General features: G+C 47.2%; 21 protein-coding genes. 14 read left to right on the top strand and 7 right to left on the bottom strand.

Translation table 11 applies throughout. From position 1 onward, the window contains the following. Window positions 1-256: 256 nt before the first annotated feature. From NSQ20_RS10360 to NSQ20_RS10375, 4 genes are all read right to left on the bottom strand, one after another. Entirely contained in the window at window positions 257-991 is a 735-nt protein-coding gene (locus NSQ20_RS10360) for a DsbA family oxidoreductase (RefSeq protein WP_340032394.1), read from the bottom strand. 85 nt (window positions 992-1076) lie between these two features. Beyond that, entirely contained in the window at window positions 1077-1502 is a 426-nt protein-coding gene (locus NSQ20_RS10365; RefSeq protein ID WP_340032395.1) for a cytidine deaminase, read from the bottom strand. Between the two features lie 75 nt (window positions 1503-1577). Next, on the bottom strand, window positions 1578-3578 hold the full coding sequence (locus tag NSQ20_RS10370) for an LTA synthase family protein (protein WP_340032396.1): 2001 nt from the start codon (window positions 3576-3578) through the stop codon (window positions 1578-1580). A 214-nt stretch (window positions 3579-3792) separates the two neighbouring features. Further along, entirely contained in the window at window positions 3793-4947 is a 1155-nt protein-coding gene (locus tag NSQ20_RS10375) for a class I SAM-dependent RNA methyltransferase (protein ID WP_036609715.1), read from the bottom strand. Window positions 4948-5186: 239 nt separating this feature from the next. Here NSQ20_RS10375 and NSQ20_RS10380 point away from each other — a divergent pair, with 239 nt between their 5' ends. Beyond that, window positions 5187-5819 (top strand): O-methyltransferase, encoded by a 633-nt coding sequence (locus NSQ20_RS10380; protein ID WP_036610944.1) that lies wholly within the window; start codon window positions 5187-5189, stop codon window positions 5817-5819. 181 nt (window positions 5820-6000) lie between these two features. Here NSQ20_RS10380 and NSQ20_RS10385 read toward each other — a convergent pair whose 3' ends face one another. Continuing rightward, window positions 6001-7212, bottom strand: a complete 1212-nt coding sequence (locus tag NSQ20_RS10385; RefSeq protein WP_100529287.1) for an asparaginase — start codon at window positions 7210-7212, stop codon at window positions 6001-6003. Window positions 7213-7698: 486 nt separating this feature from the next. Here NSQ20_RS10385 and NSQ20_RS10390 point away from each other — a divergent pair, with 486 nt between their 5' ends. Further along, window positions 7699-8901: a cytochrome P450 gene (locus tag NSQ20_RS10390; protein WP_340032397.1), complete on the top strand. Its 1203-nt coding sequence runs from the start codon at window positions 7699-7701 to the stop codon at window positions 8899-8901. A 106-nt stretch (window positions 8902-9007) separates the two neighbouring features. Here the strand turns inward: NSQ20_RS10390 and NSQ20_RS10395 are convergent, their stop codons facing one another. After that, entirely contained in the window at window positions 9008-10219 is a 1212-nt protein-coding gene (locus tag NSQ20_RS10395) for an MFS transporter (RefSeq protein ID WP_076249916.1), read from the bottom strand. Window positions 10220-10423: 204 nt separating this feature from the next. Between NSQ20_RS10395 and hemE the strand changes: the two genes are divergently transcribed. The 6 genes from hemE (at window position 10424) to NSQ20_RS10425 (ending at window position 16917) form a co-directional block, all read left to right on the top strand. Next, the gene (gene hemE, locus NSQ20_RS10400) at window positions 10424-11488 is read left to right on the top strand and encodes a uroporphyrinogen decarboxylase (protein ID WP_036609707.1); all 1065 of its coding nucleotides are present in this window, start codon (window positions 10424-10426) and stop codon (window positions 11486-11488) included. Beyond that, complete coding sequence (gene hemH / locus NSQ20_RS10405; RefSeq protein WP_036609705.1) at window positions 11481-12431, top strand: ferrochelatase; 951 nt, start codon at window positions 11481-11483, stop codon at window positions 12429-12431. The genes hemE and hemH overlap by 8 nt, the downstream gene beginning before the upstream one ends. Next, entirely contained in the window at window positions 12431-13855 is a 1425-nt protein-coding gene (hemY, locus tag NSQ20_RS10410; protein ID WP_047842365.1) for a protoporphyrinogen oxidase, read from the top strand. The genes hemH and hemY overlap by 1 nt, the downstream gene beginning before the upstream one ends. Before the next feature lie 184 nt (window positions 13856-14039). After that, entirely contained in the window at window positions 14040-15461 is a 1422-nt protein-coding gene (locus tag NSQ20_RS10415; protein WP_340032398.1) for a CapA family protein, read from the top strand. 24 nt (window positions 15462-15485) lie between these two features. After that, window positions 15486-16238 carry a glycerophosphodiester phosphodiesterase family protein gene (locus tag NSQ20_RS10420; RefSeq protein ID WP_340032399.1) on the top strand — a complete coding sequence of 251 codons (753 nt, stop codon included), beginning with the start codon at window positions 15486-15488 and terminating at the stop codon, window positions 16236-16238. Between the two features lie 46 nt (window positions 16239-16284). Further along, on the top strand, window positions 16285-16917 hold the full coding sequence (locus NSQ20_RS10425; protein ID WP_076249914.1) for a fumarylacetoacetate hydrolase family protein: 633 nt from the start codon (window positions 16285-16287) through the stop codon (window positions 16915-16917). Window positions 16918-17039: 122 nt separating this feature from the next. On the opposite strand, the gene NSQ20_RS10430 is transcribed toward NSQ20_RS10425, so the two are convergent. After that, window positions 17040-17447 (bottom strand): hypothetical protein, encoded by a 408-nt coding sequence (locus NSQ20_RS10430; RefSeq protein ID WP_340032400.1) that lies wholly within the window; start codon window positions 17445-17447, stop codon window positions 17040-17042. Between the two features lie 386 nt (window positions 17448-17833). Between NSQ20_RS10430 and NSQ20_RS10435 the strand changes: the two genes are divergently transcribed. The 6 genes from NSQ20_RS10435 to NSQ20_RS10460 all read left to right on the top strand — a co-directional run bounded on the left by NSQ20_RS10435 (window position 17834) and on the right by NSQ20_RS10460 (window position 23599). After that, a complete protein-coding gene (locus NSQ20_RS10435) occupies window positions 17834-18391 on the top strand; it encodes a MarR family transcriptional regulator (protein ID WP_340032401.1) in 558 nt (185 codons plus the stop codon). A gap of 58 nt (window positions 18392-18449) precedes the next feature. Further along, window positions 18450-19898 carry an aryl-sulfate sulfotransferase gene (locus tag NSQ20_RS10440; RefSeq protein ID WP_127543963.1) on the top strand — a complete coding sequence of 483 codons (1449 nt, stop codon included), beginning with the start codon at window positions 18450-18452 and terminating at the stop codon, window positions 19896-19898. Window positions 19899-19910: 12 nt separating this feature from the next. Further along, the gene (locus tag NSQ20_RS10445) at window positions 19911-20966 is read left to right on the top strand and encodes an ABC transporter substrate-binding protein (RefSeq protein WP_340032402.1); all 1056 of its coding nucleotides are present in this window, start codon (window positions 19911-19913) and stop codon (window positions 20964-20966) included. 27 nt (window positions 20967-20993) lie between these two features. Next, complete coding sequence (locus NSQ20_RS10450; RefSeq protein ID WP_340032403.1) at window positions 20994-21770, top strand: ABC transporter ATP-binding protein; 777 nt, start codon at window positions 20994-20996, stop codon at window positions 21768-21770. A 17-nt stretch (window positions 21771-21787) separates the two neighbouring features. Continuing rightward, window positions 21788-22561: an ABC transporter permease gene (locus NSQ20_RS10455; protein WP_074094444.1), complete on the top strand. Its 774-nt coding sequence runs from the start codon at window positions 21788-21790 to the stop codon at window positions 22559-22561. Between the two features lie 228 nt (window positions 22562-22789). Further along, on the top strand, window positions 22790-23599 hold the full coding sequence (locus NSQ20_RS10460) for a DUF92 domain-containing protein (protein ID WP_036609682.1): 810 nt from the start codon (window positions 22790-22792) through the stop codon (window positions 23597-23599). Window positions 23600-23602: the final 3 nt, after the last annotated feature.

Below are 23602 nucleotides of genomic sequence, written 5' to 3' on the forward strand. Positions count from 1 at the left end.
TTCTTTTGATCGCTGTTGTCTCCAAATTTTTTTGATTCCTCTTTTCAGAGGATAAAATTCGGATACAGCTTATGCTTCCGATGCAGCTTTCTTGCAGAAAGCTTTCAGGCGAACGCTTCGCTTCTTCAGAATCGATTCCGTCCCCTCCAGAGTAACTGTTCATCAAACACAAATATATGCAATGAGCTAGAGTCGTGTGTAGTATATAAAAAAGCAGCAGGATCAGGGTTACTCCCTGATCCTGCTGCCTTTTTTGTTATTTATTCGAATCGGATGGTGGTACTTCGCAGCCGTCATCTGTGCAGATGCCACTGCCGTCTGTTTCTGTTGTGTTGGATTCAACCATGGTGAAAGGGGAACGCTCGTCCCATGCTTTTTGAATGGCATCCAGGAACACCTCGTCAGGCTGAGCGCCCGATACGGCGAACTTGCGGTCGAATACAAAGAACGGTACACCGCGGATACCAAGTTGCTCGCCTTCCGCTTGGTCAGCGCGGACATTGTCGGTGAATTGATCACTGGACAGCACTGCCGCAGCTGCGTCACGATCCAGACCTACTTCTTCTGCTAACTGAGCCAACACTTCAGTGTCGCCGGAGTGTTTACCTTCAATAAACACAGCTTGGAAGATTCGTTCACTCAGTTCAAGCGCTTTGCCTTGTGTGTCTGCCCAGTGTGTCAAGCGGTGAGCTGAGAAGGAGTTTGTAGGGATCATGGCATCGATATTGTATTCCAGTCCTGCCGTGCGAGCATTGGCATTCATCTGAGCATTCATACCTTTGGCCTGTTCCACGCTAATATTATATTTGGAAGCCAGATATTCCGTATTGGTTTTGCCTGGGTTCAATGCAGCATTTGGATCAAGCTCGAAGCTTTTGAATTGCAGCTTCACTTCATCACGGTGTGGGAACTGTTCCAGTACATTCTCCAGGCGGCGTTTGCCGATATAACAGAAAGGGCACAGAAAATCAGACCATATCTCAATATTCATTTTATTAAAACCTCCATCATCCTTTTAGTTGAAACTAATATGGTTACAATTATAAAGCCACTTTCTATAATTCGCAAGGAGATTGCTATTTATCCCGATATGCCTTGGACCAATGGTAAGGTTGAATCTCATCCAGTCTCTTGAAGACCAGTTGACCAGAAGGATTGTATACGGCAGCTTTGACTTCTTCGCCCCAGTAGAATAATCGTTCCTGGCATACACCGCAAGGTGTAAGGACCTTGAATTCTGAATGCTCGTCATCACGAGCGATACAGAGGGAGTGGGTGACACGTTCGTTCAATTTGTGGGCTTCCAGATAAGCTCCTGTTTCCATACATAGATGCGTCACATCGTTGATGACCTCTGGAGCTACACTAATCAGCAGCGATCCAGCTTCGGTATAGACGGCACCCGCACCGCCCCATCCCTGAGGATAACGTTGCTTCACAAATTTTGCGGCTGCATCGAACAATTGCTGTTCAATATTGAGTGGTTCAGTGTGTGATGTCATGTAATGCAAGTTCCCCTTTTTAAATCCAATTTAATTCATTTCGTGTTTTTGTTTAGTTTGTCATTACGATATTGCTCATTGCGGTGTTGCTGTTGAACTGTCTTCCTCTCGAAAGCGCTGAATCAAATCATAAGTAATGACCGTGTCCGAGACATGCAATCGTTTGGTTGCTTCATCATGACCGGGGCGGCAAGCATTGATGTCCGTTTTGTCGCGTGTGGACAGGTCATAACAAACACCGCTCTCATAGATATAATCATCCGATGGAATATAGAATACAGAACCATCCGAGAAAGTGCCATTACGCAGCACAACCGTACGCCCAGACCCGTCATATATGTCGTTACCCATGTGATAATAGGACTGGTCGGATAAGCCTAGCAAATGCAGTACAGAAGGCGTGATGTCCAGTTGTCCCGAAGGTTCGTTGATGGTTCCGGCAGCTGCTCCGTCCGGTAAATGCACGAGCAGGGGAACCTCGTTCATGATCTGTGCCATATCCAGTTCGTTCAGTGAACGTCCCAGGAACTGTTCGTATTGTGATTGTTCCTTAATCGAGTTGTCGTGATCCCCGTAGAACATAAAGATGGTATTTTCCCATAAGCCCCGATTTTTCAGATCCTCGACCATCTTACCCAGTGCCGAATCCACGTAATGAACGGACTGCAGATAGTTACCAAACATGGTTCCCTGGAACTCGCCTACATCCAGTTGCTGCTTCTCTTTTGGCAAGGCATACGGATGGTGACTGGTAAGAGTGATTAGGAAGGAATAAAATGGTTCGGTCACCTCACTACTCATTTTCTCAACGGATTGCCGGAAAAAGGATTCATCAGACAGGGACCAGCCAAGCGGGTCATCCTGTGCAAAATCATTTTTACTATAAAACTTGTCGTACTTCATGTTCTGATACATTGTATACCGATTCCAGAAGCCACTCTCATAAGCGTGAAATACGTTGGTGCTGTAACCGTTATCCTTCAGGATGGAAGGAAGGGAGTCATACGTATGGTCTGCATAACGTACAAACGCTGATCCAACCGGAAGTGGATGCAGGGAAATATTTGCGCCAAAATCGGCATCTGACGTTCTGCCCTGACCGGTCTGGTGGTAAAAGTGACTATAATACTGACTTTCCTTCATCAGTTCATTAAAATGCGGTGTGATCTCCTGACCGCCAATGCTCTGACCAATCATGAAGTTCATAAAAGCCTCACCCTGAACAATGATGACATTGCTGTCTTTATATTTGCCAAACAAGGCATCATTCTGCGGGGCAGTTCCTTGCCTTTCAGCAAAGAACGCTTTTGCTTGCTCAACATCAGCGGGATCAGCCTGCGGCCCGGAGCCGATATGGTCTTTGGCGAAGTTGTACAGATCATAACCGTGAAAAGCGAGCAGTCCGGTCACATTATACATGGATACATTCCACCAGTTGTTATCGAACAGGCCTTTGGCCCATGTTTTGCTGTAGAAATAAATCGGGCCAACCGCGAGGCCGAGTCCCAGCACAAGGGCGATGCTGCCAGCCGTGAGGCGGCGGCGCAACCGTGCCTTGCCATCGTTATACGAATAACTCCCGTAACCAGTAACAGACGTACTGGAGTGCTTCGAACGGTAACGTCTGCTGAACAGTACGATAGCTGCGAACGGAATGACGACAAGCCAGTCGGCAAAGAACCAGAGATCACTTGTGTAGATTAGTGTAGCGATGCTGTCACCCAATGCGTCAACTTGTCTCGCCTGCAACAATACCGGGATGGTCAAGAAATCCTGGAAATAGCGATAATACACCATATCGGCGTAGATTAGTGCGGTAAGCAGCAGGTTAAGTACGGCGAGAGACAAGATCATGCCTCTACGTGGCAGCAACCAGGTCCAGAAGGACAAGAGTAGTAAAGACCCTATAGCGATGACTTTATCCAGCAGTCCCATCGTAATGTTATAAGCGTGAAGATTGTGATGGAGCCACATGAGTTTGAGCAGCATGAGCACAAGAAAAATAAGATATAACGTTAATGGATGATTTAGAAGCCCGCGTGGCATGGCACTGCGCGTAGGCCGAGTGACAACCATATGTATGTCCCCCTTGCTTTTGTTGTTTTGTTATCGGAATGTAAAATAGGGCTCCATCCATTATAGCGTGGCCTCATGTGTTTTCAACTATGCCTCAGGGAGAATTGAATCTTGTCCAGCCGAAGACCGAAGTCGGTGAATTCATATGACCAGAAAAGCGCACAAAAAAAGCGCCCCGGCCATAGATGGCAGGAGCACTTTAGATTCGAAATAATTATGAAGATTGTGGTGTTTTATTTCGTGGGGGCAGTGGGCCCAAATACTGATAGTACTGGGTTTCGATTCGTCCGTTGAACAACTTGCGACGTTTGTCTGCCTTATGACCGAAATACTCCTCAAAAGCTTTGGTTGACGTGATTGCAAAAAAGGACCATGTTGGCATGTCGAGGTAACTGCGCCCTAATGAGCGGAGCAACTTCTGAACTTCTTTTTCTTCACTCAAACGTTCACCATATGGGGGATTGGTAATGATGACACCATATTCACCCTGTGGTCTTGCGCGATGAGCGGGCAGGACGCTGACTTCAATATCTTTGGCAAAGCCAGCACTTTTGATCGCTGCCATAGCAACTTCAATCGCTTCAGGATCAATATCGCTACCTGAAATTTGTAACGGGACATCGTCACGTACAGCATCGAATGCTTCTTCGCGCGCCTGTTCCCACAATTCTTCAGGAATGACAGCCCAGTCCTCAGAGTTGAAGGTCCGACGAAGTCCTGGTGCAATGTTCCAGCCGATCATAGCGGCTTCGATCAGCATTGTGCCTGATCCACAGCATGGGTCATAGAATGGACGGGATACATTCCAGCGACTGAGCTGAATAAGAGCTGCAGCAAGTGTTTCTTTGAGTGGCGCTTCGGTAACGAGTTTACGATAACCCCGTTTATGCAGACCTGGTCCCGTTGTATCTAAAGTAAGCAGGGCGCGATCGTTCAGCAGAATGACCTCAATCACATAACGAGACCCATCCTCTGGGAACCACTCCGTGTCATAAGTCAGCTTCAGTTTCTCTACGATTGCTTTTTTCACGATCCCTTGTGATGCAGGCACACTGCTTAACTGGGATTTTTGAGAACGACCCTCTACAGGGAATTCGCCATCGGCCGGAATCCACTCTTCCCAAGGTAGTGCTTTGGTGCCTTCAAACAATTCGTCGAAAGTCGTGGCAGGGAATTCACCCATTTTCACCAATACGCGATCCGAACTTCTCAGCCACAGGTTACAACGGCAAATATCAATATAATCTCCTGTGAAGAAAACCCGGCCATTGTCGATCGTAACATCTTCATACCCCAGTTGCTTCAGTTCCCGGGCAACAACAGCCTCGAGTCCCATCGCCGAGGTTGCAATCAATTGCAATTGAGCCATGTGATTCATTTCAACTCCATTTCAAGCTGGAGAAGGGAAATCCTTCTCTCTGCTGTATAGTAACGGTGCGGCCTTGCCGCTTTCCGTGAAAAAACTTACAATGAGAAATGCGGTGAACATATGCATTCCTCTTTCGAGGTGATACACCAGTCAACCGCCTGTGTTGATAACAAACATTTATTATAGAACATTGGCATCCATATGGAAAGCAGTCCAAGTGTCCAAGGAGGATTTTAGTGGTGAATCTGACCCCTGATGAATATGTAAATCAATTATTTCAAGAGGATGACCTTTTGCTAAAAGTGAAAGAGGCTATCCGTTCGAACGGCATGCCGGAAGTTTCGGTTGCTGCGGCATATGGACGATTGCTCACTTTTCTAGCGAAGACATCCAAAGCAGAAGCTGCGCTCGAAATCGGCGTGCTGGGCGGTTACAGTGGGATCTGCATTGCACGTGGTTTGCGTGAGAATGGAACCCTGACTTCACTGGAACTGAAAGAGGAATATGCGGCAATGGCGCGTGGTCATCTGGAGGAAGGCGGTTTTGGCGAAAAGGTGGAGTACCGCATTGGCCCGGCGGCAGACAGCCTGGAGCAATTGGAGCAGGAAGGTCGCACATTTGATTTTTTCTTTATTGATGCAGATAAGGAGAATTATCCGGTATATCTTGATTATGCCATCAAGCTGGCTCGGCCAGGTGCTGTCATTGTAGGTGATAATTGTTTCCTGCGTGGTCGTACGCTGAATCCGGACAAGCAGGGCCCGGCCGTGCTTGCTGTTCGTCGTTTCAATGAACAGATGGCAAGTGACCCGCGCCTGGTGACGACCATGTTGCCGGATTACGATGGGCTGGTACTTGCCTGGGTGAAGTAAAAGTGGATATTTCCTAAAGATAATACTCCGATGGAGCACGATCTCACGCTTTTATGTTTGTGGGGGGATCGTGATTCTGTACGGAGTTTTCTGAAAACAAAAAGAAGAGACGACACACCTTGAATCACGGGGAGTATCGTCTCTTTCTTTGTGTTTACAGATATCGTTATAGTAGTTCTGTTTATACTTCAGGTGTTCCGTACGTTTCAAACCATTTTTTGATGGTGTCAAAATCATCACTGAAGGACAAGCCCAGCATCAATAATACACGAGCTTGTTGTGGACTCAGGTTGTCGCCTGCAATGATACCTTTGCCGCCACCGTACACACTTCCTGAACCCGTCCGAGTGGTGGTCACAAAGATGACACCTTCTTCAATGGCTTTGGTACGAGCTTGTCCCATAGCTCTGGAGATACCGCCAGCTCCGGTACCGGAAGTCACAATTCCTTTGGCACCGCTGCTCACGAATCCTTCAATGGCTCCGCCGCCAGCTTCTTGATACGAGATCGCAATTTCTACTTTGGCCAGATCTGCCTTTGTGATTTTACTTAGATCAAATACGGGCTTTGCTGTGCCTTCAGGTTTCAAGGCACGTGCAGGAGCACGGTAGATTCGGATATTTTCTTCATCAATATATCCTACAGCGCCGAGCATCGGCGTTTCAAACGTATCTGTCCGATAATCATTTGTCTTGGTTACACCGCGAGCAAGCTGGATTGTGTCATTCAACATGAGTACTGTGCCAAATGAAGTGGTACGACCACTGCCTGCAAGTTTGATGGCGTTGTACAGATTGGCTTGAGCGTCAGAACCGATGACGGTCCATGGACGCATGGAGCCTGTGATCACGACAGGTTTGTCACTCTGAACCGTCATATCGAGGAAATAAGCGATTTCTTCCATAGTATCTGTACCCGTAGTAACGACAACACTGTCATACATTGCCAGAGCTTTGTCTACGGTCTGCGACAAGTCATAGAGGTCGGTCATGCTATAGGAACCTGAACCTGAGTTTCCGAATTGGAGCGTGCTAACATCGGCAATCTTCTGTTTATCCGGTAAGGCGTCTACCATCTCTCCAATGGGAAGTGTACCTGCCTTGTAATTCTGGAAGCTGGTGGCATCCTCGGATTGACCGGCAATCGTTCCGCCAGTTCCAATCACCAATACATTAGGAAGTGCAGATTGTTTGGAAGAGTCTGGTATTGCAGGAATGGAAGTATTGCGAGCCGGAGTAGTAGTTGCTGTCTGAACAGCACCTGTTGTGCCTTTCACCTCTACCGTAGCTGCGTGCGCGGCGTAGGTTCCAATGGGGGACAACGAGATGGTCAATGCTGTTAAAGCTGCGGTACTCCATACGGCCCAGGGACGAAGATTGGATGTTTTACTCATGAATAGCACTCTCCTTCAAGTAAGTGTGATGTTAAGTTTGTTAAGAAGAATATGTATACCATTTCAAATTTATTGTATTTCATGTTAATTAATATGACAAACGTAGATAATGGTAGAGTAATCGATTACATTCGTAGATAATGAGAGTAAAGTGATTATTTATGAGGAATTACGAAAGAATATTCATTTTGCTAGAGATATATAAGAGCTGGTTTTAGTAATTTTGAAGGAAAATAAACCCTTTTAATGTTAGTTAACTTTACATAATGAGTCTTTTGTCCTGATAAAATGAAGAATTTCAATAAAAGAATGTCGAATTGGGACTCATATCAGAAGTAGGTAACAGAATGAGAGGATGATAGTAACGCATATTAGGTAATGGGGATCAATTACGGTCTAAAGAGTGGTTTCGTAATAGAGTTATGTTTATAATAGGGGTGATCAACATATGTAAATAAATATATAATATTGATTGGAGGAGAAACGATGAAACAGGCACCGAGAAAGTATGCAAATTACATTCCGATTCGGGAACTGGAGACTTTGGAAGAGAGGTTATCTCCCTTCAAGGTGTATGCAGAACTTCGTGATAACACTCCAGTCCGCTATGATGAGCATAGAGAATGTTGGGATGTTTTTGGTTATGAAGATGTGAAGTACGTTCTGAAAAATCCGAAACTATTCTCTTCTGCACGTGATCGTGCCAATACGAGCATGTTGACGACAGACCCTCCCAAACACAAACAGCTGCGTGATCTGGTGAATCAGGCGTTTACACCCAAGGCAATTGAAGCATTGGCTCCGCGTATTCAGGAAATCACAGATGAGTTAATTGCTCCACACCTGTCAGAAGGACATATGGAACTTATCGATGACCTTGCAACACCATTGCCCGTCATTGTCATTGCGGAATTGATCGGAGTCCCTGCGACGGATCGTCAAAAGTTCAAAGACTGGTCTGATGTATTGGTGAAAGGCGCGCGTGATGATAGTGAGCAGGCCTTCCAGGAGTTATTGGAGGAGAAAAAAAGAAATATGCAGGAGTTGCATATCTATTTCACTGGCATTATGGAAGAACGTCGGTTGCAGCCAAAAGATGATCTGATCTCATTACTGCTTGCTGCGGAGATTGATGGTCAGCAATTGACTTCAGATGAAGTGGTAGGCTTCTGTATTCTCTTACTTGCTGCCGGTAATGAAACAACAACCAACCTGATTACCAATGCGGTTCGTATTCTGTCTGAACAACCCGAGCTACAACAGGAGTTGCGCGAACATCCTGAGCGGATTACTTCTGCGATTGAAGAGACGTTGAGATATTATCCGCCAATTGTGGCGATTGGGCGGGTCGCCAAGGAAACTGTAGAGTTGAATGGTCAGACGATTCAAGCTGGAGAGCAGGTGATTTCCTGGGTTGGAGCAGCCAATCGGGACAGTGCCCAATTTGAAAACCCGGAAAACTTCATCTCTGATCGCAAACCTAACAGGCATATGGGCTTTGGTTTTGGCATTCATTTTTGTTTGGGTGCACCACTCGCTCGATTGGAGGCAAGGGTAGTTCTTCATACATTGCTTCAGCACATGGGAAACATTCAACTTGTGTCTGGAACGGCTCTGCAACCGATACAAAGTGCTTTTGTATTTGGTGTGAAACATTATCCGATAGAATTCAATCTAATAAATAAATGATGAATGGCGCATGAATGACAAAAGCCGCTCTCAGGCCAATTAGGCGCTGGAAGCGGCTTTTTCAAATGAAAAATTAAGATGGACTATTTAAGAAATGGATAGGGAATCAGGATTCCTGAATAGAAGCAGGTTTGTTATACAATTTGAATCGGACCCAAACCATATTAAGCAGCAGCAGTCCGCCAGAGACGATAAACAGACCTTCGATCCCGATGAATCCTGCCATAAATCCTCCAATGATCGCTCCAAGCATGTTGCCCAGCGCCAGAGTACTCGTATTAAAACTGAATGCACGGCTGATCATGCTATCGGATGTATAGGAACGGATCAGGGCATTAACGCTCGGAAGCAAGCCACCCATGAACACACCCATCATGAAACGAACAAGAATGAGCTGCCACACGGTCTGAACAAATGCCTGCGGAATAAGCATGAGTCCTGTTCCTATGAGAGAGAACGTCAGCACCTTGTGAGGACCAATCCGGTCACTCAGCTTCCCGAGAATCGGAGACATGGCCATATTGGATAGTCCCGTAACTGCACCGACAAGTCCTGCCCAGAAGGCCACATTTACATCCGAAGCATGCAATTTTTGCACATACAGCGGCAAGAGTGACATGGGGCTGATCATTGCAAACTGCAACAGAAACGTTACAGCGAACAGTGCGGGCAGTTGAGGTGACTTGTTCAATTCCTTCAGACCGGACAATACGGATTGTGCCGGCAGTTTGGCTGCTTCTTGACGGTCGAACTTCTCTCTCACCAGGAACATGGCGAGCATGGAAGCAACAAAGATCAGTCCACCTGTAATGTAGAAAATGGGGCGGAAGCCTACCGCATCCGCTAACAAGCCACCAATGAGTGGACCCAGGATGGTGCCGGCAACCTGCCCGGACTGACTGATTCCCATGGCAAAACCCATGCGGTCTTTCGGTGTGGTACCCGATATCAACGCAACAGCTGCAGGATTGAAACCGGAGATGGTACCATTAAGCAAACGCAATAAGAGAAGCTGCCAAGGATTCTGTGCCAGACCCATAAGGGCAATTACGATGGCCATCCCGAATCCCGACCGCAGCAGCATAACTTTACGGCCATACTTGTCCGATAACTTGCCCCAGAGCGGTTGGAACAAAAATGAGGTGAGGAAATTGGCTGCAAAAATAAAGCCCGCCCAAATGCCAATTTCATGTTCGCCAACAACACCCAGATCTCTTGCGAGATAAAGAGACAAAAATGGGGTAATCATGGTCATGCCCGAATTGACCAAAAATTGTCCGAACCAAAGCACAATGAGGTTTACTTTCCACGTTTTCAAAGTGCTTTCACTTCCTTTCAAAGATATTTCTGTAATTCTCAAAAAAACACCATTCTTTCATTATAACATAATTGGCATATGAGGGATGGGTGTAAGGAATGTCATAGTATTGTCACGTAGAACGCATCTGCATGTGGTTGTTACGGCTGTTTAAAAAGGGCATAATGGTAATTATGAGTCCAAAAACTATTGGAGGCTTCTTACATGAGCTATAATGATCGACTGATTCGGGCAAGTTTCAAACAACAGGTAGACCGTGTCCCGGTATGGTACATGCGTCAAGCTGGACGTTACGATCCTGAATATCGCAAAATTAAAGAAAAGTACTCCTTGCTAGAAATCTGCAAACAACCCGAGCTGGCGGCTGAAGTTACACTCATGCCGGTACGCAAACTTGGTGTAGATGCGGCTATTTTGTATTCCGATATTATGAATCCGGTTGCCTCTCTGGGCATTGATTTTGACATTGTAAAAAATATTGGTCCAGTTATCGATAATCCTATTCGGTCCGCTGCAGATGTGGATCGGCTGCGTCCCATCGACGTAGAAGGAGATCTGTCACATATTCTGGAAACCATTCGAATTCTGGATAAGGAGCTTGATGTGCCTCTTATTACGTTTGCGGGCGCACCATTCACGATTGCGAGTTATCTGATTGAAGGACGACCTTCGAAAGGGTATATCCGCACCAAAACGATGATGTACAGCGAGCCTGAGGTGTGGCACAAGCTGATGCAGAAGCTTGGTGATATGGTTATTACATATGTCCGTGCGCATATTGCGAATGGCGGTAAGGCATTCCAGTTGTTTGACAGCTGGGTTGGAGCACTTTCTCCCAAAGACTTCAGAACATATGTGTTGCCTACGATTACCCGTATCTTTACCGAATTATCGGATTTGAATGTACCGAAGATTTATTTCCCTGGTGTTGCATCCGGTGAGTTGTTGCCAGCACTGCATAATTTGCAAGCCGATGTGATTGGACTGGACTGGAGAGTATCCATTTCGGAAGGGCGTCAACGTCTTGGCGGCAAATTTGCAGTACAGGGTAACCTGGACCCATATTTGCTGACTGCCCCGATGGAACTGATTAAAGAGCAAGCCAAAGTGATTATTGACGAAGGAATCAAGGAGCCGGGTTATATATTCAACCTCGGACACGGATTATTTCCTGAAGCATCGCTAGAAAAGCTCAGAGAACTAACGGCGTATATTCATGAATATTCTGCCGAAGCAATGAAGAGTGGGGTGACGGTAACCAATGACTAATACTGTAGGTGTACTGGTGATGTCGTATGGCACACCGGAAAATATGGAGAGTGTTGAAGCGTATTACACACATATCCGCAGAGGACGTCCGCCTGAACCAGAGCAATTGAAAGAACTGACGGATCGTTATGAAGCCATTGTTGGCGGTGTTTTCCCACTTCGGGAGAACACAGACAATCAGGTCAAGGCCCTTCAAGAGACATTAAACCGCGATGAGCGTGGCACTGATGTGGAATTCCGTTGTTATCAAGGACTGAAGCATGCCTATCCGTTTATTGAGGATGGCGTGGAGCAGATGGCGAAGGATGGAATTCAGACAGCGATTGGTATTGTACTGGCTCCTCATTTTTCCACGATGAGTGTAGGCAGTTATATCAAACGTGCGCGTGAAAAAGCAGAAGAGCTGGGCGTTCATATGTCCTTTATTGAGAGTTACCATCTGCATCCGAAGTTAATTCAGGCGTTGTCCACACGTGTCAGTGCCAAGTTGGATGCGTTCGAAGAAGCTGGAGCAAAACGCGGAGATGTGAAGGTGTTGTTTAGTGCGCACAGTCTGCCGGCGCGTATTGTGGAGATGGGTGATCCATACCCGCAACAATTGCTGGAGACTTCGGAAGTGATTGCCTCACGTGTAGGCATAACCAATTGGCAATTTACGTGGCAGAGTGCCGGACGAACAGCTGAGCCTTGGCTTGGACCGGATATTCTGGATACGTTACAGGAGCTTTCTCGTGAACAGGTAGAGGATGTGCTTGTGGCACCAATCGGGTTTGTCTCGGATCATCTCGAAGTGCTCTATGATCTCGATATCGAGGCCAAATCGATTGCCAAAGAGATCGACATGCGCCTGATGCGTATTGACTCTCTCAATAGCGATCCTCTATACATGGAGACGTTAAGCGACGTTATTATAAGCCAATGGCAGCAAGGGTCGGATGAGTAATGGGTGATAAGAAACGCCGTGTTGTTGTTGTCGGCGGTGGCCTTACCGGCCTCAGCGCGGCATTTTATATCCGCAAGCATTACCGGGAAGCGGGCGTTGAACCCGTGATTACTTTGGTCGAGAAAAGCTCGTCCATGGGAGGCATGATTGAGACACTGCACCGGGATGGATTTGTGATTGAAAAAGGGCCCGATTCTTTCCTGGCTCGCAAAACAGCAATGATTGACCTTGCTAAAGAATTGGAGATTGATCATGAATTGGTCAGTCAGAATCCGGAGTCGAAGAAAACGTATATCATGCAGCGTGGCAAGCTTCATCCTATGCCAGCAGGACTTGTGCTCGGTATCCCGACAGAACTAAGACCATTCTTGAGAAGTGGACTGGTCTCTCCGGCAGGCAAACTGCGGGCGTTGATGGATTTTGTCATCCCGCCGCGTCGTACAACAGAGGATGAATCGCTCGGTTATATGATTGAACGCCGTCTTGGAGCAGAAGTGCTGGAGAACTTGACGGAACCACTGCTCGCGGGAATCTATGCAGGTGATATGCGGCGATTGAGCCTCCAAGCTACCTTCCCGCAGTTCGGAGAAGTAGAGCGCGATTACGGCAGCTTGATCCGGGGCATGATGACGGGTCGCAAACCGGCTGAGACGCATACCGGAACAAAACGGAGCGCTTTTTTGAACTTTCGCCAGGGACTTCAGAGCCTTGTTCATGCACTCGTCCATGAGTTGCAGGATGTGGATCAACGTCTGAACACTGCGGTGAAGTCGCTACAACGCCTTGATGGAGCGCAGACCAGATACCGTGTTGAACTTGGTAATGGCGAAATGCTTGAAGCCGATGATGTAGTGGTTACTGTGCCAACATATGTTGCGTCGGAGCTGCTGAAGCCTCACGTCGATACAGCGGCACTGGATGCGATTAACTATGTGTCTGTAGCCAATGTGGTGCTCGCTTTTGAGAAAAAAGAGGTGGAGCATGTATTCGACGGATCGGGTTTCCTCGTTCCGCGGAAAGAGGGCCGTAATATTACGGCTTGCACGTGGACATCGACGAAATGGCTGCATACGAGCCCGGATGATAAGGTGCTGCTTCGCTGTTATGTTGGTCGCTCCGGTGACGAACAGAACGTAGAGCTTCCGGATGAAGCGCTGACGAATCTCGTTCTCAAGGATCTGAGAGAGACCATGGGTATCGAAGCGGTGCCGATCTTCTCAGAGATTACAAGGCTTCGTAAATCCATGCCACAGTATCCGGTGGGACACCTCCAACATATTGCCGCCCTCCGTGAGGAGCTTGGCAGCAAATTACCGGGTGTGTACATTGCAGGTGCAGGTTATGAGGGCGTAGGCTTGCCTGATTGCATCAGACAAGCGAAGGAAATGTCCGTTCAGGCTACACAAGAGCTTGCAGCAGATTAAGTACAGCAAGAGAGCTGTCTCAAACGTAGAATTATCTACTGGAGAGATGGCTTTTTTATGTGAAGATCTGGAAGCTAACTGAGTTCATACCCTTTCAATCGATACAGTTCCAAGGAATGATGGAAATCCAGAATATGCCTGATATAATGGTATGTATGGCTGTGAAGAAGAAGAGGAGTTGCTTATGTATCCCCCAAGATCAGAGCGAAGTGTAAAGAAGAAAAAAGGTAGTAAACGCACCCGCAATACTATCACAATCATCTGGACAGTTAATATTGTATTGATCATTGCAATTGGTCTGGTAGGCATTTTTTATGTCATTAATACACGTCAGCAACAGGCAGACCAGCCGGTGAAACAAGAAATCGTTGATCAGGATCAGCCTTCCATTGGAGACGATGCCAAAGGCGGCGATCAAGTAACTTCTCCAGACTCGGAATCTGATGAGACTTCGGAAGAAGAACCCGAAGCTACGGATGAAGAGACAACAGCGGATGCAGATAAGACATCTGGAGTAGCGACACCTGACACTTCAAGCAATACCAATAGTGAGAAAGTAGAATCCGGAACGAAAAAACCTACGGCAGATTCGACACCATCCAGCACCAAGGGAAATGCAGGTGCGGATATGGAAGCAGGGGCGTCGAAACCTACCAATTCAGCGAAGGATGTCACGATTAACTTTGTTGGCGATATTCAATTCTCGGGCAAAGTTGCTGAACTGCTGGATAAGAACGGTTATGACTATCCCTTTGCCAAGCTCGGCAGATTATTTAAGGATGATGATCTTACCATCGGTAACCTGGAGACACCAATAACTCAGGGTGGTACCAGTGCAGCTGATAAAACCTATGTCTACAAATCATCTCCCAAAGCATTGGCGGCAATGGCTTCTGCGGGATTTGATGCTGTCAATTTGGCTAACAATCATATTCTGGATCAGGGCGTAGAGGGCTTGGTGGATACGTTAACTTATCTCAAGGAATATGGTATAGCTCACACCGGGGCAGGTATGAACAGGGATGAGGCCTATGCACCAGCATATCTGGAACGCAAAGGCATGAAGATTGCATTGCTTGGGTTCTCCCGAGTTGTACCCGAAACGAGTTGGAAGGCTGAAGGCAATCGGGCTGGCGTGGCTGAAGCCTATGATTCCACAGGAGCAGTCAAAGCGATCCAGGAGGCCCGTAAGAAGGCTGATCTGGTGATCGTGGTTGCACATTGGGGAGAAGAACGTGTAAGTACTCCGAATAGTGACCAGACCCGATTGGCTCATGAGTTTGTAGATGCTGGCGCTGATCTGGTCATAGGTGGTCATCCTCATGTGTTGCAAGGGTTGGAGTACTATAAGGGGAAGTGGATTGCATACAGTACGGGAAATTTCATTTTCTCCAGATCAACAACCGAAGAGACTTGGAAAACGGCGGTATTTCAGGCTCGCTGTAGTCAAGATGCAGCTTGCAGCATGAAAGTTATCCCTTATGAGGCCGGGCTAGGTCAGGCCATTCCAATGATTGATGAGGCGAACAAACTGCTGTTGGAACAGATGGCAAAGCTCTCCCCGGGTATTCGATATGATGGGAATGGAGTCGCTTCGCCTAATTAAAAACCTTTTTGAGGAGGGAATCGAATGAACAACCTTTGTGTAGCACACCGTGGATTTTCTTCTATTGCACCAGAGAATACGATGGCTGCATTCCTGATGGCCATGGAGCGGCCTGAAGTTCAGTGGATGGAGCTGGATGTGCAGTTGTCGCGTGATGGTGTACCAGTGGTCATTCATGATTTTACAGTGGATCGCACGACGAATGGCAAGGGTCTGGTTCGGGAAACTGATTGGGCTGATCTGCAACGTCTGGATGCCGGAGCATGGAAAAACAAGTCTTACAAAGGCGAACGGATTCCGGCGCTAAGTGAATTGTTAGATCGCTCGTGCGGCAGAGTACGTTTGAACATTGAACTGAAAACGCAGGGAGACATGTACCCGGGTCTGCCTGCGGCTGTTATACATGAAGTGAGAAAAAGACATATGCAAAATGATGTTGTGATCACCTCATTTGAACCAGCCGCTCTGATCGCAGTGAAGAAACTTGCACCGGAGATCCAGACGGGGCTAATTATCGATGCACGACCAGGTGATCTGTTAACCGCGTTGCGGCAGATGAATTGTACATTCCTATCGATTGGATACACCAATGTAGACAAATCCTTAATGAACGAGATGCGGAGTGCAGGTATTCGGGTGATGGCTTGGACAGTGGATGACAAGACCATTATGAAGAAACTGGCGGCAGTTGATCCAGAACTCATGTTATGTACGAACCGTCCTGACGAATGGGAGCTGGCATTTCAGGAGACGAGCAGCCGATTTTTCAGACCTTAACTTTACTATATGCACTAATGAATCCGATAAAGGTGGTAATATACCCATGTTGACTAACATTCGCAATGTATACTGTGTAGGACGCAATTATAAACTTCATGCGGAAGAATTGGGTAACGCGGTTCCGGATGAGCCAATGATCTTTATGAAACCTTCCCATGCAGTCGTGCCCTTGAATGGTGAAACCCTTGGATTGCCTGCTACCAAGGGTGAAGTTCACTATGAAGCTGAATTGGTCGTGCAAATCGGCCGGAGTTATGAGCCAGGTATGGCGGTAGATGAGCTGGTGGATGCGTATGCATTTGGTATTGATTTTACGTTACGTGACGTACAGACCGTGATTAAGAAAAAAGGCCACCCGTGGACAGCGGCCAAAGGGTTCAAAAATTCCGCTCCGGTTACTGCATTTCAGGCATTCCCGGGTGCGGCAGCATTACTGGAGAAAGACTTTACATTGACCAAAAATGGTGAGGAAGTCCAGCGTGGTAATATTCGTAACATGATCTTTAGTTTACAGGATATTGTGGATTATGTAGGTCATCATTACGGCTTGGGGCCGGGCGATGTCATTTTTACAGGAACACCGGAAGGTGTTGGACCAACACAAGCAGGAGATGTGCTCGAACTGGCATGGGACGGCGAATCCTTGGGTGCCTGCACGATTGGGGCAGTGCAATAAGGATTACACATCATACCTGCTTGAAATGAATAGGTTACAAGAAAGGGGCGTGTATACGCTCCTTTTTGTCGTGCTATCGTGGATATATGTTTATACCTTCATCGTACGGATACGCTACTAATTTACGCCAAGCTGTATGCTGTATTTGCGCTCTGTGTGACCAACTCTTCCAGTTCAGCTTGTTGTGCAGCATGTTGCTCCGAGCTGATACTTCCATTTGCGAGCCGTTCATCCAACTGCTCTCTGAGCTGTCTTACTTGTATAGCAATGACCTCATCCAAATTCCCGTTATTTTCTTCCGTAATTGTCCTCAGTGATTTGCTGCTGTACAGTTCCTGATACAGATCCGCTTCTGAAACCTGATTCAGAGCGTCGAGCAGCTCATCACTGCTTCCCTCACGAGTGTCCAAGTCAACGATGGACCATTTAGCAGTAGGTATGGGAGAGATGGCGGATTGGCCCCATGCTGTTCCGGCGAAGGACATGGTGACAATCATTGTGCCTATAATAATGACTCTTTTCATATTCATATGGATAATCCTCATTTCTGTAGTTGAGTACGAACTGAATCGTAGCTTGTCGTTGATGTAGTTGTAGATGTTTAGATCTGAGAATAGTGTAAACGGGAAACCTGAAGTGAAACTTAAAACAGGATAAGTAATTTCAAACCGGCGGGTAATGACTGTAAAAGTAGATCTATATTTTAATTCTCACTTGACAGGTTGGGTTAGTTGGTTATATGATAATCTCAATTATTTTAATACTCATTAAATGAACAGTGAACTAATTTGAACTGAAAACTGCATTGAGCTGATTGGACCACCAAAGGCTCCCGGGACTACTCCTCTAAGGAATGTCCTCGGGGGCTTTTTTTCGTATCTTTATTGAAGCTTCAAACGATCAAGGAGGTTATGAAATGAGCGATAGAGACTGGGAAGCGTTGGAGCGGACGGATTGGTTGTTTCGCAAAATGGTCAGACGATTCGTCAAAGAGCGGGATCGCATCTCTGTAGAAGGTATCAGCCTGCCAGGCATGCTTATCCTGCACAAAATCATTCGTGAGGGAGAACAGCGGCTTGGAGATCTGGCAGAACAGTTGGACTTTACATCCGGTGCCATTACTGCTCTAACCGATAAGTTGGAAAAAAAGGGACTCACCATCCGCAAACGAAAGGAAGACGATCGCCGGACGGTTTTACTGGACATCACATCCAGCGGGCGGGAGATGTATGCGAGAAACAGCAACATCGGTGCCCGATGTATCACGCTTCTGTTTGAGGGTTTTACGAGTGAGGAACTGGAGCAACAAAGTCAATTCTACGAGCGGGTAGTAGCGAATCTGGAGGGGTTCTCGGACACGGTGCTGGAATTGGCGGAGAGCAACGGGATACAAGAACATGATCGGTCCTCCGCAAGTAACCTTGAGCAGAAGCAGTGGGATAATACCGGGAAGAGGAACTATCTCAGTTATTGAGGTTGGGTCACAGTAAGGACATTTGATATACCACAAACATTCTAGGGAGAGATGATCAATGGGACACTCAACAATATATCCAACTGGAGCGACGTTATACAATCCGGATAAGGCTTGGGGCGGTTATACCGTTTATCAGGCAGGTGAAGAAGGCGTAGTATTGATCGATATGAATGGCAAGGAGGTTCACCTGTGGAAAGGATTGTTAGGTTTTCCGGCCAAAATATTACCTGGCGGCTATGTGCTGGGCAGCACGGGTCGGAGAGATCCGAAGTTCGGTATTCAGGATAATGTCGATCTGGTCCAAGTGGATTGGGACGGCAACATTGTATGGAAATACAATAGCTACGAACACATCGAAGATCCGGGGTATGAGCCACTATGGTATGCCCGCCAGCATCATGATTATCAGCGTGAGGGGAATCCGGTAGGTTATTATGCACCTGGCCTTGCGCCAAAGACGAAGAGTGGTAAAACACTTATTCTGGCACACAAAAATGTGAGTAACCCGCAAATTTCAGATAAGCCATTGCTTGATGATGCCATTATCGAAGTCGATTGGGAGGGGAAGGTACTCTGGGAGTGGCTGCCTAACGAACATTTTGAAGAATTAGGTTTTGATGAAGCTGCTCGAAATGTCCTGTTCCGTGATCCGAATACACGTTCTTTCGGTCATCTGGGTGGTGGCGTTGGTGACTGGTTACATATTAATTCTGCTTCTTATGTCGGACCCAACCGTTTCTATGAAGAAGGAGACGAACGGTTCCACCCCGACAATATTATCTGGGATGCCAGAGAGGCCAACATTATTGCCATTACAGACAGACAGAGTGGAAAGATCGTGTGGAGATTAGGGCCAGACTATACTTCACCTGAAGTGAAACACATCGGTACAATTATCGGGCAGCATCATGCACATATCATTCCCCAAGGTCTACCGGGTGAAGGCAACTTGCTCGTATTCGACAATGGCGGCTGGGCAGGTTACGGCCTTCCAAATCCGGCTTCTCCATTTGGATTGAAACATGCGATTCGGGATCACTCCCGTGTACTGGAGATTAACCCGGTCACTCTGGAGATTGTCTGGCAGTATACCTCGGCAGAAGCAGGTTTCTCGGTTCCGACGGATTCTTATAAATTTTATAGCCCATACATCAGTTCCGCCCAGCGTTTACCTAACGGCAACACCCTAATAACCGAGGGTTCCAATGGCAGATTGTTTGAAGTCACAGCGGAGCATGAGCTGGTCTGGGAGTATGTCTCCCCGTACACAGATGGGCGGAATACCAATATGGTCTATCGCTCATATCGAGTTCCTTATCAGTGGGTTCCACAGTTAGAGAAGCCGCAGGAAGTTGCCATCGAAGCCATTGATGTCTCCACCTACAGGGTCCCAGGAGCAGCACCCAAAGGTTCTGCATCCATCGTGAGCGTAGAGACGACTCTTCCATTTGTGGAGGGTGCAGCCTGTGTGGCAACGTCGGATGAAGGCAAGTCAGGCGGCTAGGCGTCAAGAATCATGACTAGATCGAATGGGGTGTATATTGTGAGAAAACCATCCATAGTAACCGGCATATTGATATTATTTCTGGCTACGGCACTCCTATTATCCGGGTGCAGTTCAAACGCAGCAGGATCTGGAGCAAAAGACGCTACCGGCAAGAATACCGATAATGTAAAAATTCGAATCGCAGATACAAGTACGAACCCAACATTCAGGGTAGCTATTGCCAAAGGTTTTTTTGAAAACAGGGGCATTGATGCAGAGAGTATTACGTTTGGCTCACCGGCTGAAGGTGTAAATGCACTATTTATCAAACAGGTAGATATTGCGTACGGGGCGGACTTCCCTGTATTAAATGCTTTGTCTAAAGGGGAATATTCAGTCGTCGCTTCTGCAGGCCAGACTACGGATGAAGCGGCAGCCGCCTGGAAGCTGTATGCAAGGGAGGATATTCAGAGTGGAGCGGATTTGAAGGGCAAGAAAGTAAGTTTCATTCGAGGCACATTTATTCCGTATCTATGGGATGAATATTTGAAAGATCAGGGGGTGGCGCTGAGTGATGTGACGCAAATTGGTCAGGGGGCTTTTGATGAAGCCTACATCGCACTGAAACAGGGAGACCTTGATGCCGCTTGGGTTATAGGTTCCGCGTTAACCGATAAATTCGATGCACTTGAAGGAGTACATCAGCTGACGGATATGTCTCGGACGCCTATACGCCTTGGTATGGGACTGGTATCAAGTAATGAATTCATCCAGGCAAACCCTGAAAAGATAAGTGACTTCCTTGCGGCGCTGGATGAAGCATCCACGTATGCTCAAGCGCATCCTGAAGAGGTTGCAGATCTGATGTATCAAGAGACCAAACAGCCTAAAGATGCCACATTGAAAGACCTTCCGATCAATCCATGGGAAGTTGGATTTACGCAGGCTGCTTATGATAGTTTGGCAGGTCAGAAGCAATATATGGTGGACACCGGAATCATCGAACAGGATTTTGATCTCAACACCAAACTCGATCTGACTTCTCTCCAGCAGGCTCTGCCGGAAAAAGTGACATTTAGTAAATAATTCTTATTGAAATGGGAGGTGTCCGTTATGTCCTTACCTGCAACTCAGCACACCATTCATATTGAACAGCTTCGGAAAACGTATCATGCCCCGACCAATGGGGATGTGCATTATATCATTAAGGATGTCGATCTGGTTATCAAGGGAGGAGAGTTCTTTGTCCTGCTTGGTCCCAGTGGGTGTGGGAAGTCAACGCTGCTGAATATGATCGCGGGTTTTATCTCCAAGTCGGGCGGACAGCTCAAGGTAGGCAACAAGGAGATCAACAGACCGGGCAGGGATCGGGCGATGGTGTTCCAGCAGGCGGATTCTTCTCTCTTTCCATGGCTAACCGTGAGGGAAAATGTTGAATTCGGACTTCGAATGTCCAAGGTGCCTAAGACACAACGACGTGAGATCTCTGATCGATACATCCAGCTTGTTGGACTGAGTGCTCATGAGGGGAAATTTCCGAAAGAACTCTCGGGTGGTATGAAGCAACGGGTTCAATTGGCCCGCGTACTTGCGAATGACTCGGCGATCTTGCTGATGGATGAGCCATTCGGTGCGCTGGACGCGATGACGAGACGGACCATGCAGAAGGAACTGGTGAATATCTGGAAAGAAACCCATAAAACCGTTATCTTTGTCACACACGATATTCAGGAGGCGTTATTGCTTGGTGAGCGCATAGGCATTATGTCTGTAGGTCCATCTTCGAATATAACGGATATTTACCACAACACGTTACCTTACCCGAGGAACATCGCCTCGTCTGAGTTCAACACTTTGTATGACCGAATTCAAGGCCACTTTGAAGAATAATTGAGGTGATATACAAGATGAAATGGTTGGAGAAAAAATGGGTGTCTATCCCGCTTCTATGGGTAACGGTCATCTTAATCTGGCAACTTGGTGCCCTTATCTATGGGCCTGACGTAATCCCTGGTCCGTGGCACACGATCCTGGGAGCACGCGAACTGATTGCTGACGGTACGCTAATGGAGTATATCGGAATCAGCTTCACTCGTGTACTGGCAGGCTGGGTACTCGGAAGCATCATTGCTATTCCGGTAGGGCTGATTATTGGTAAAGTTCATCTCATCCGGCTGTTCGCGGAACCGTTCCTTAACTTTATACGTTTTATCCCGCCGATCGCCTTTATTACCTTATTTCTGGTGTGGTTCGGAATTGGAGAGCAATCCAAGATCGCGCTTATTATGTACGCAACTTTCTTCATTGTTGTATTGAATACACTGACAGGTGTGCTCTCCGTTGAAGAAGATAAAATCCGGTCGGCCCGCAGTATGGGAGCCAATGAACGGCAGATTCTGCTGCATGTGATTGTTCCGGCGACAACCCCGTATATCTTTACAGGTGTGCGACTGGCGATGGGAACCTCGTATATGGCCATAATCGGTGCTGAGATGATTGCCTCGAATGAGGGAGTCGGTTACTTAATCTGGAATTCCAGACTCTTTTTCCGAACAGATTGGATCTTTGTCGGGCTGATTTCCCTGGGTTTTATGGGATTCCTGACGGATCGATTATTTAACTGGTTTGGTCGGAGAGTACTCTACAGATATGGGGTCATTGGCGGAGCGAAGCGGGTCTAAATTAAGACATAGGAACATTGAATTACAGACGTTACTTGAAAAGGGAAGTTATCTTGTTTTAACGTTTGATCAATAACCTGTTTTGGCACTTCTAAACGAGGCCGAAACAGGTTTTTTGTGTGCTGGCGTAAGGAGTTTCGGCATTGGGATCAAACCGTGGTATAATTGAATTTCAAAAATACAATAAACGTCATGCGGGCTGTACATACGCTGCATGCAGGAGACATTATGGATTGGATTATTGGCGCCGTATGCGCTTCTATGGTGGCAGGTGCTGCCTATGCGAAAAAGTCGCTAACCTTGTCTGGCTGCCTGGCAGCCATCATGATGGGAACGATATATTACGGAGCGGGTAACCTGTTCTGGTTTGGCACGTTATTGTTGTTTTTCATTACTTCAACGTTGCTTTCCAGGTTTCGTAAAGATCGGAAGCAGGAGCTGGAGAAATCCTATGCCAAGTCAGGAAATCGGGATGCTGGGCAAGTGATGGCTAATGGTGGAATGGGCATGTTCCTATGTCTGGGATACTGGATATTTCCACATCCGGCATGGGTATATGCTTTCATTGGTGTAATGGCTACCGTTACATCGGATACATGGGCAACCGAAATTGGGAGTCTCAGTCGCAAGCCGCCGCGCTCTGTGCTCACGTGGAAGGTACTTACGCCAGGTGCTTCAGGAGGTGTTTCACTTCTTGGCACCGTGGCTGCAGCCGTAGGCGGGGCTCTGATTGGTGCGGGAGCATTCTTGTTTTCCTGGATCGCCGGGATAGAAGGGCTTAGTCTGTTTAGTTGGACTTTTGTCGGTCTTGCAGGCGGGTTGGCAGGGGCTTTTGCCGATTCCTATCTGGGCGCAACGGTGCAGATGATGTATCGTTGTACTGTGTGTGGCCGTGAAGTTGAGGTACATGAACATTGCGGGCATCCAACGGTTCGGGCTCGTGGCTGGGCATGGATGAGTAACGACCTGGTGAACGTGCTTAGCTCGGTGATCGGCGGATGTGTGGCGATTGGTTTAGGTAACATTTTGGCGTTGTAGGGG

Origin of the sequence: Paenibacillus sp. FSL K6-1122 (genome assembly GCF_037977015.1) — a bacterium.
Taxonomy (GTDB): Bacteria; Bacillota; Bacilli; order Paenibacillales; family Paenibacillaceae; genus Paenibacillus; species Paenibacillus amylolyticus.

Coding starts and splice junctions, on each gene's coding strand:
- NSQ20_RS10360 (WP_340032394.1), bottom strand. CDS start 991: ATGAATATTGAGATATGGTCTGATTTTCTGTGCCCTTTCTGTTATATC.
- NSQ20_RS10365 (WP_340032395.1), bottom strand. CDS start 1,502: ATGACATCACACACTGAACCACTCAATATTGAACAGCAATTGTTCGAT.
- NSQ20_RS10370 (WP_340032396.1), bottom strand. CDS start 3,578: ATGGTTGTCACTCGGCCTACGCGCAGTGCCATGCCACGCGGGCTTCTA.
- NSQ20_RS10375 (WP_036609715.1), bottom strand. CDS start 4,947: ATGGCTCAATTGCAATTGATTGCAACCTCGGCGATGGGACTCGAGGCT.
- NSQ20_RS10385 (WP_100529287.1), bottom strand. CDS start 7,212: ATGAGTAAAACATCCAATCTTCGTCCCTGGGCCGTATGGAGTACCGCA.
- NSQ20_RS10390 (WP_340032397.1), top strand. CDS start 7,699: ATGAAACAGGCACCGAGAAAGTATGCAAATTACATTCCGATTCGGGAA.
- hemE (WP_036609707.1), top strand. CDS start 10,424: ATGAGCTATAATGATCGACTGATTCGGGCAAGTTTCAAACAACAGGTA.
- hemH (WP_036609705.1), top strand. CDS start 11,481: ATGACTAATACTGTAGGTGTACTGGTGATGTCGTATGGCACACCGGAA.
- hemY (WP_047842365.1), top strand. CDS start 12,431: ATGGGTGATAAGAAACGCCGTGTTGTTGTTGTCGGCGGTGGCCTTACC.
- NSQ20_RS10415 (WP_340032398.1), top strand. CDS start 14,040: ATGTATCCCCCAAGATCAGAGCGAAGTGTAAAGAAGAAAAAAGGTAGT.
- NSQ20_RS10420 (WP_340032399.1), top strand. CDS start 15,486: ATGAACAACCTTTGTGTAGCACACCGTGGATTTTCTTCTATTGCACCA.
- NSQ20_RS10425 (WP_076249914.1), top strand. CDS start 16,285: ATGTTGACTAACATTCGCAATGTATACTGTGTAGGACGCAATTATAAA.
- NSQ20_RS10430 (WP_340032400.1), bottom strand. CDS start 17,447: ATGAATATGAAAAGAGTCATTATTATAGGCACAATGATTGTCACCATG.
- NSQ20_RS10435 (WP_340032401.1), top strand. CDS start 17,834: ATGAGCGATAGAGACTGGGAAGCGTTGGAGCGGACGGATTGGTTGTTT.
- NSQ20_RS10440 (WP_127543963.1), top strand. CDS start 18,450: ATGGGACACTCAACAATATATCCAACTGGAGCGACGTTATACAATCCG.
- NSQ20_RS10445 (WP_340032402.1), top strand. CDS start 19,911: ATGACTAGATCGAATGGGGTGTATATTGTGAGAAAACCATCCATAGTA.
- NSQ20_RS10450 (WP_340032403.1), top strand. CDS start 20,994: ATGTCCTTACCTGCAACTCAGCACACCATTCATATTGAACAGCTTCGG.
- NSQ20_RS10455 (WP_074094444.1), top strand. CDS start 21,788: ATGAAATGGTTGGAGAAAAAATGGGTGTCTATCCCGCTTCTATGGGTA.
- NSQ20_RS10460 (WP_036609682.1), top strand. CDS start 22,790: ATGGATTGGATTATTGGCGCCGTATGCGCTTCTATGGTGGCAGGTGCT.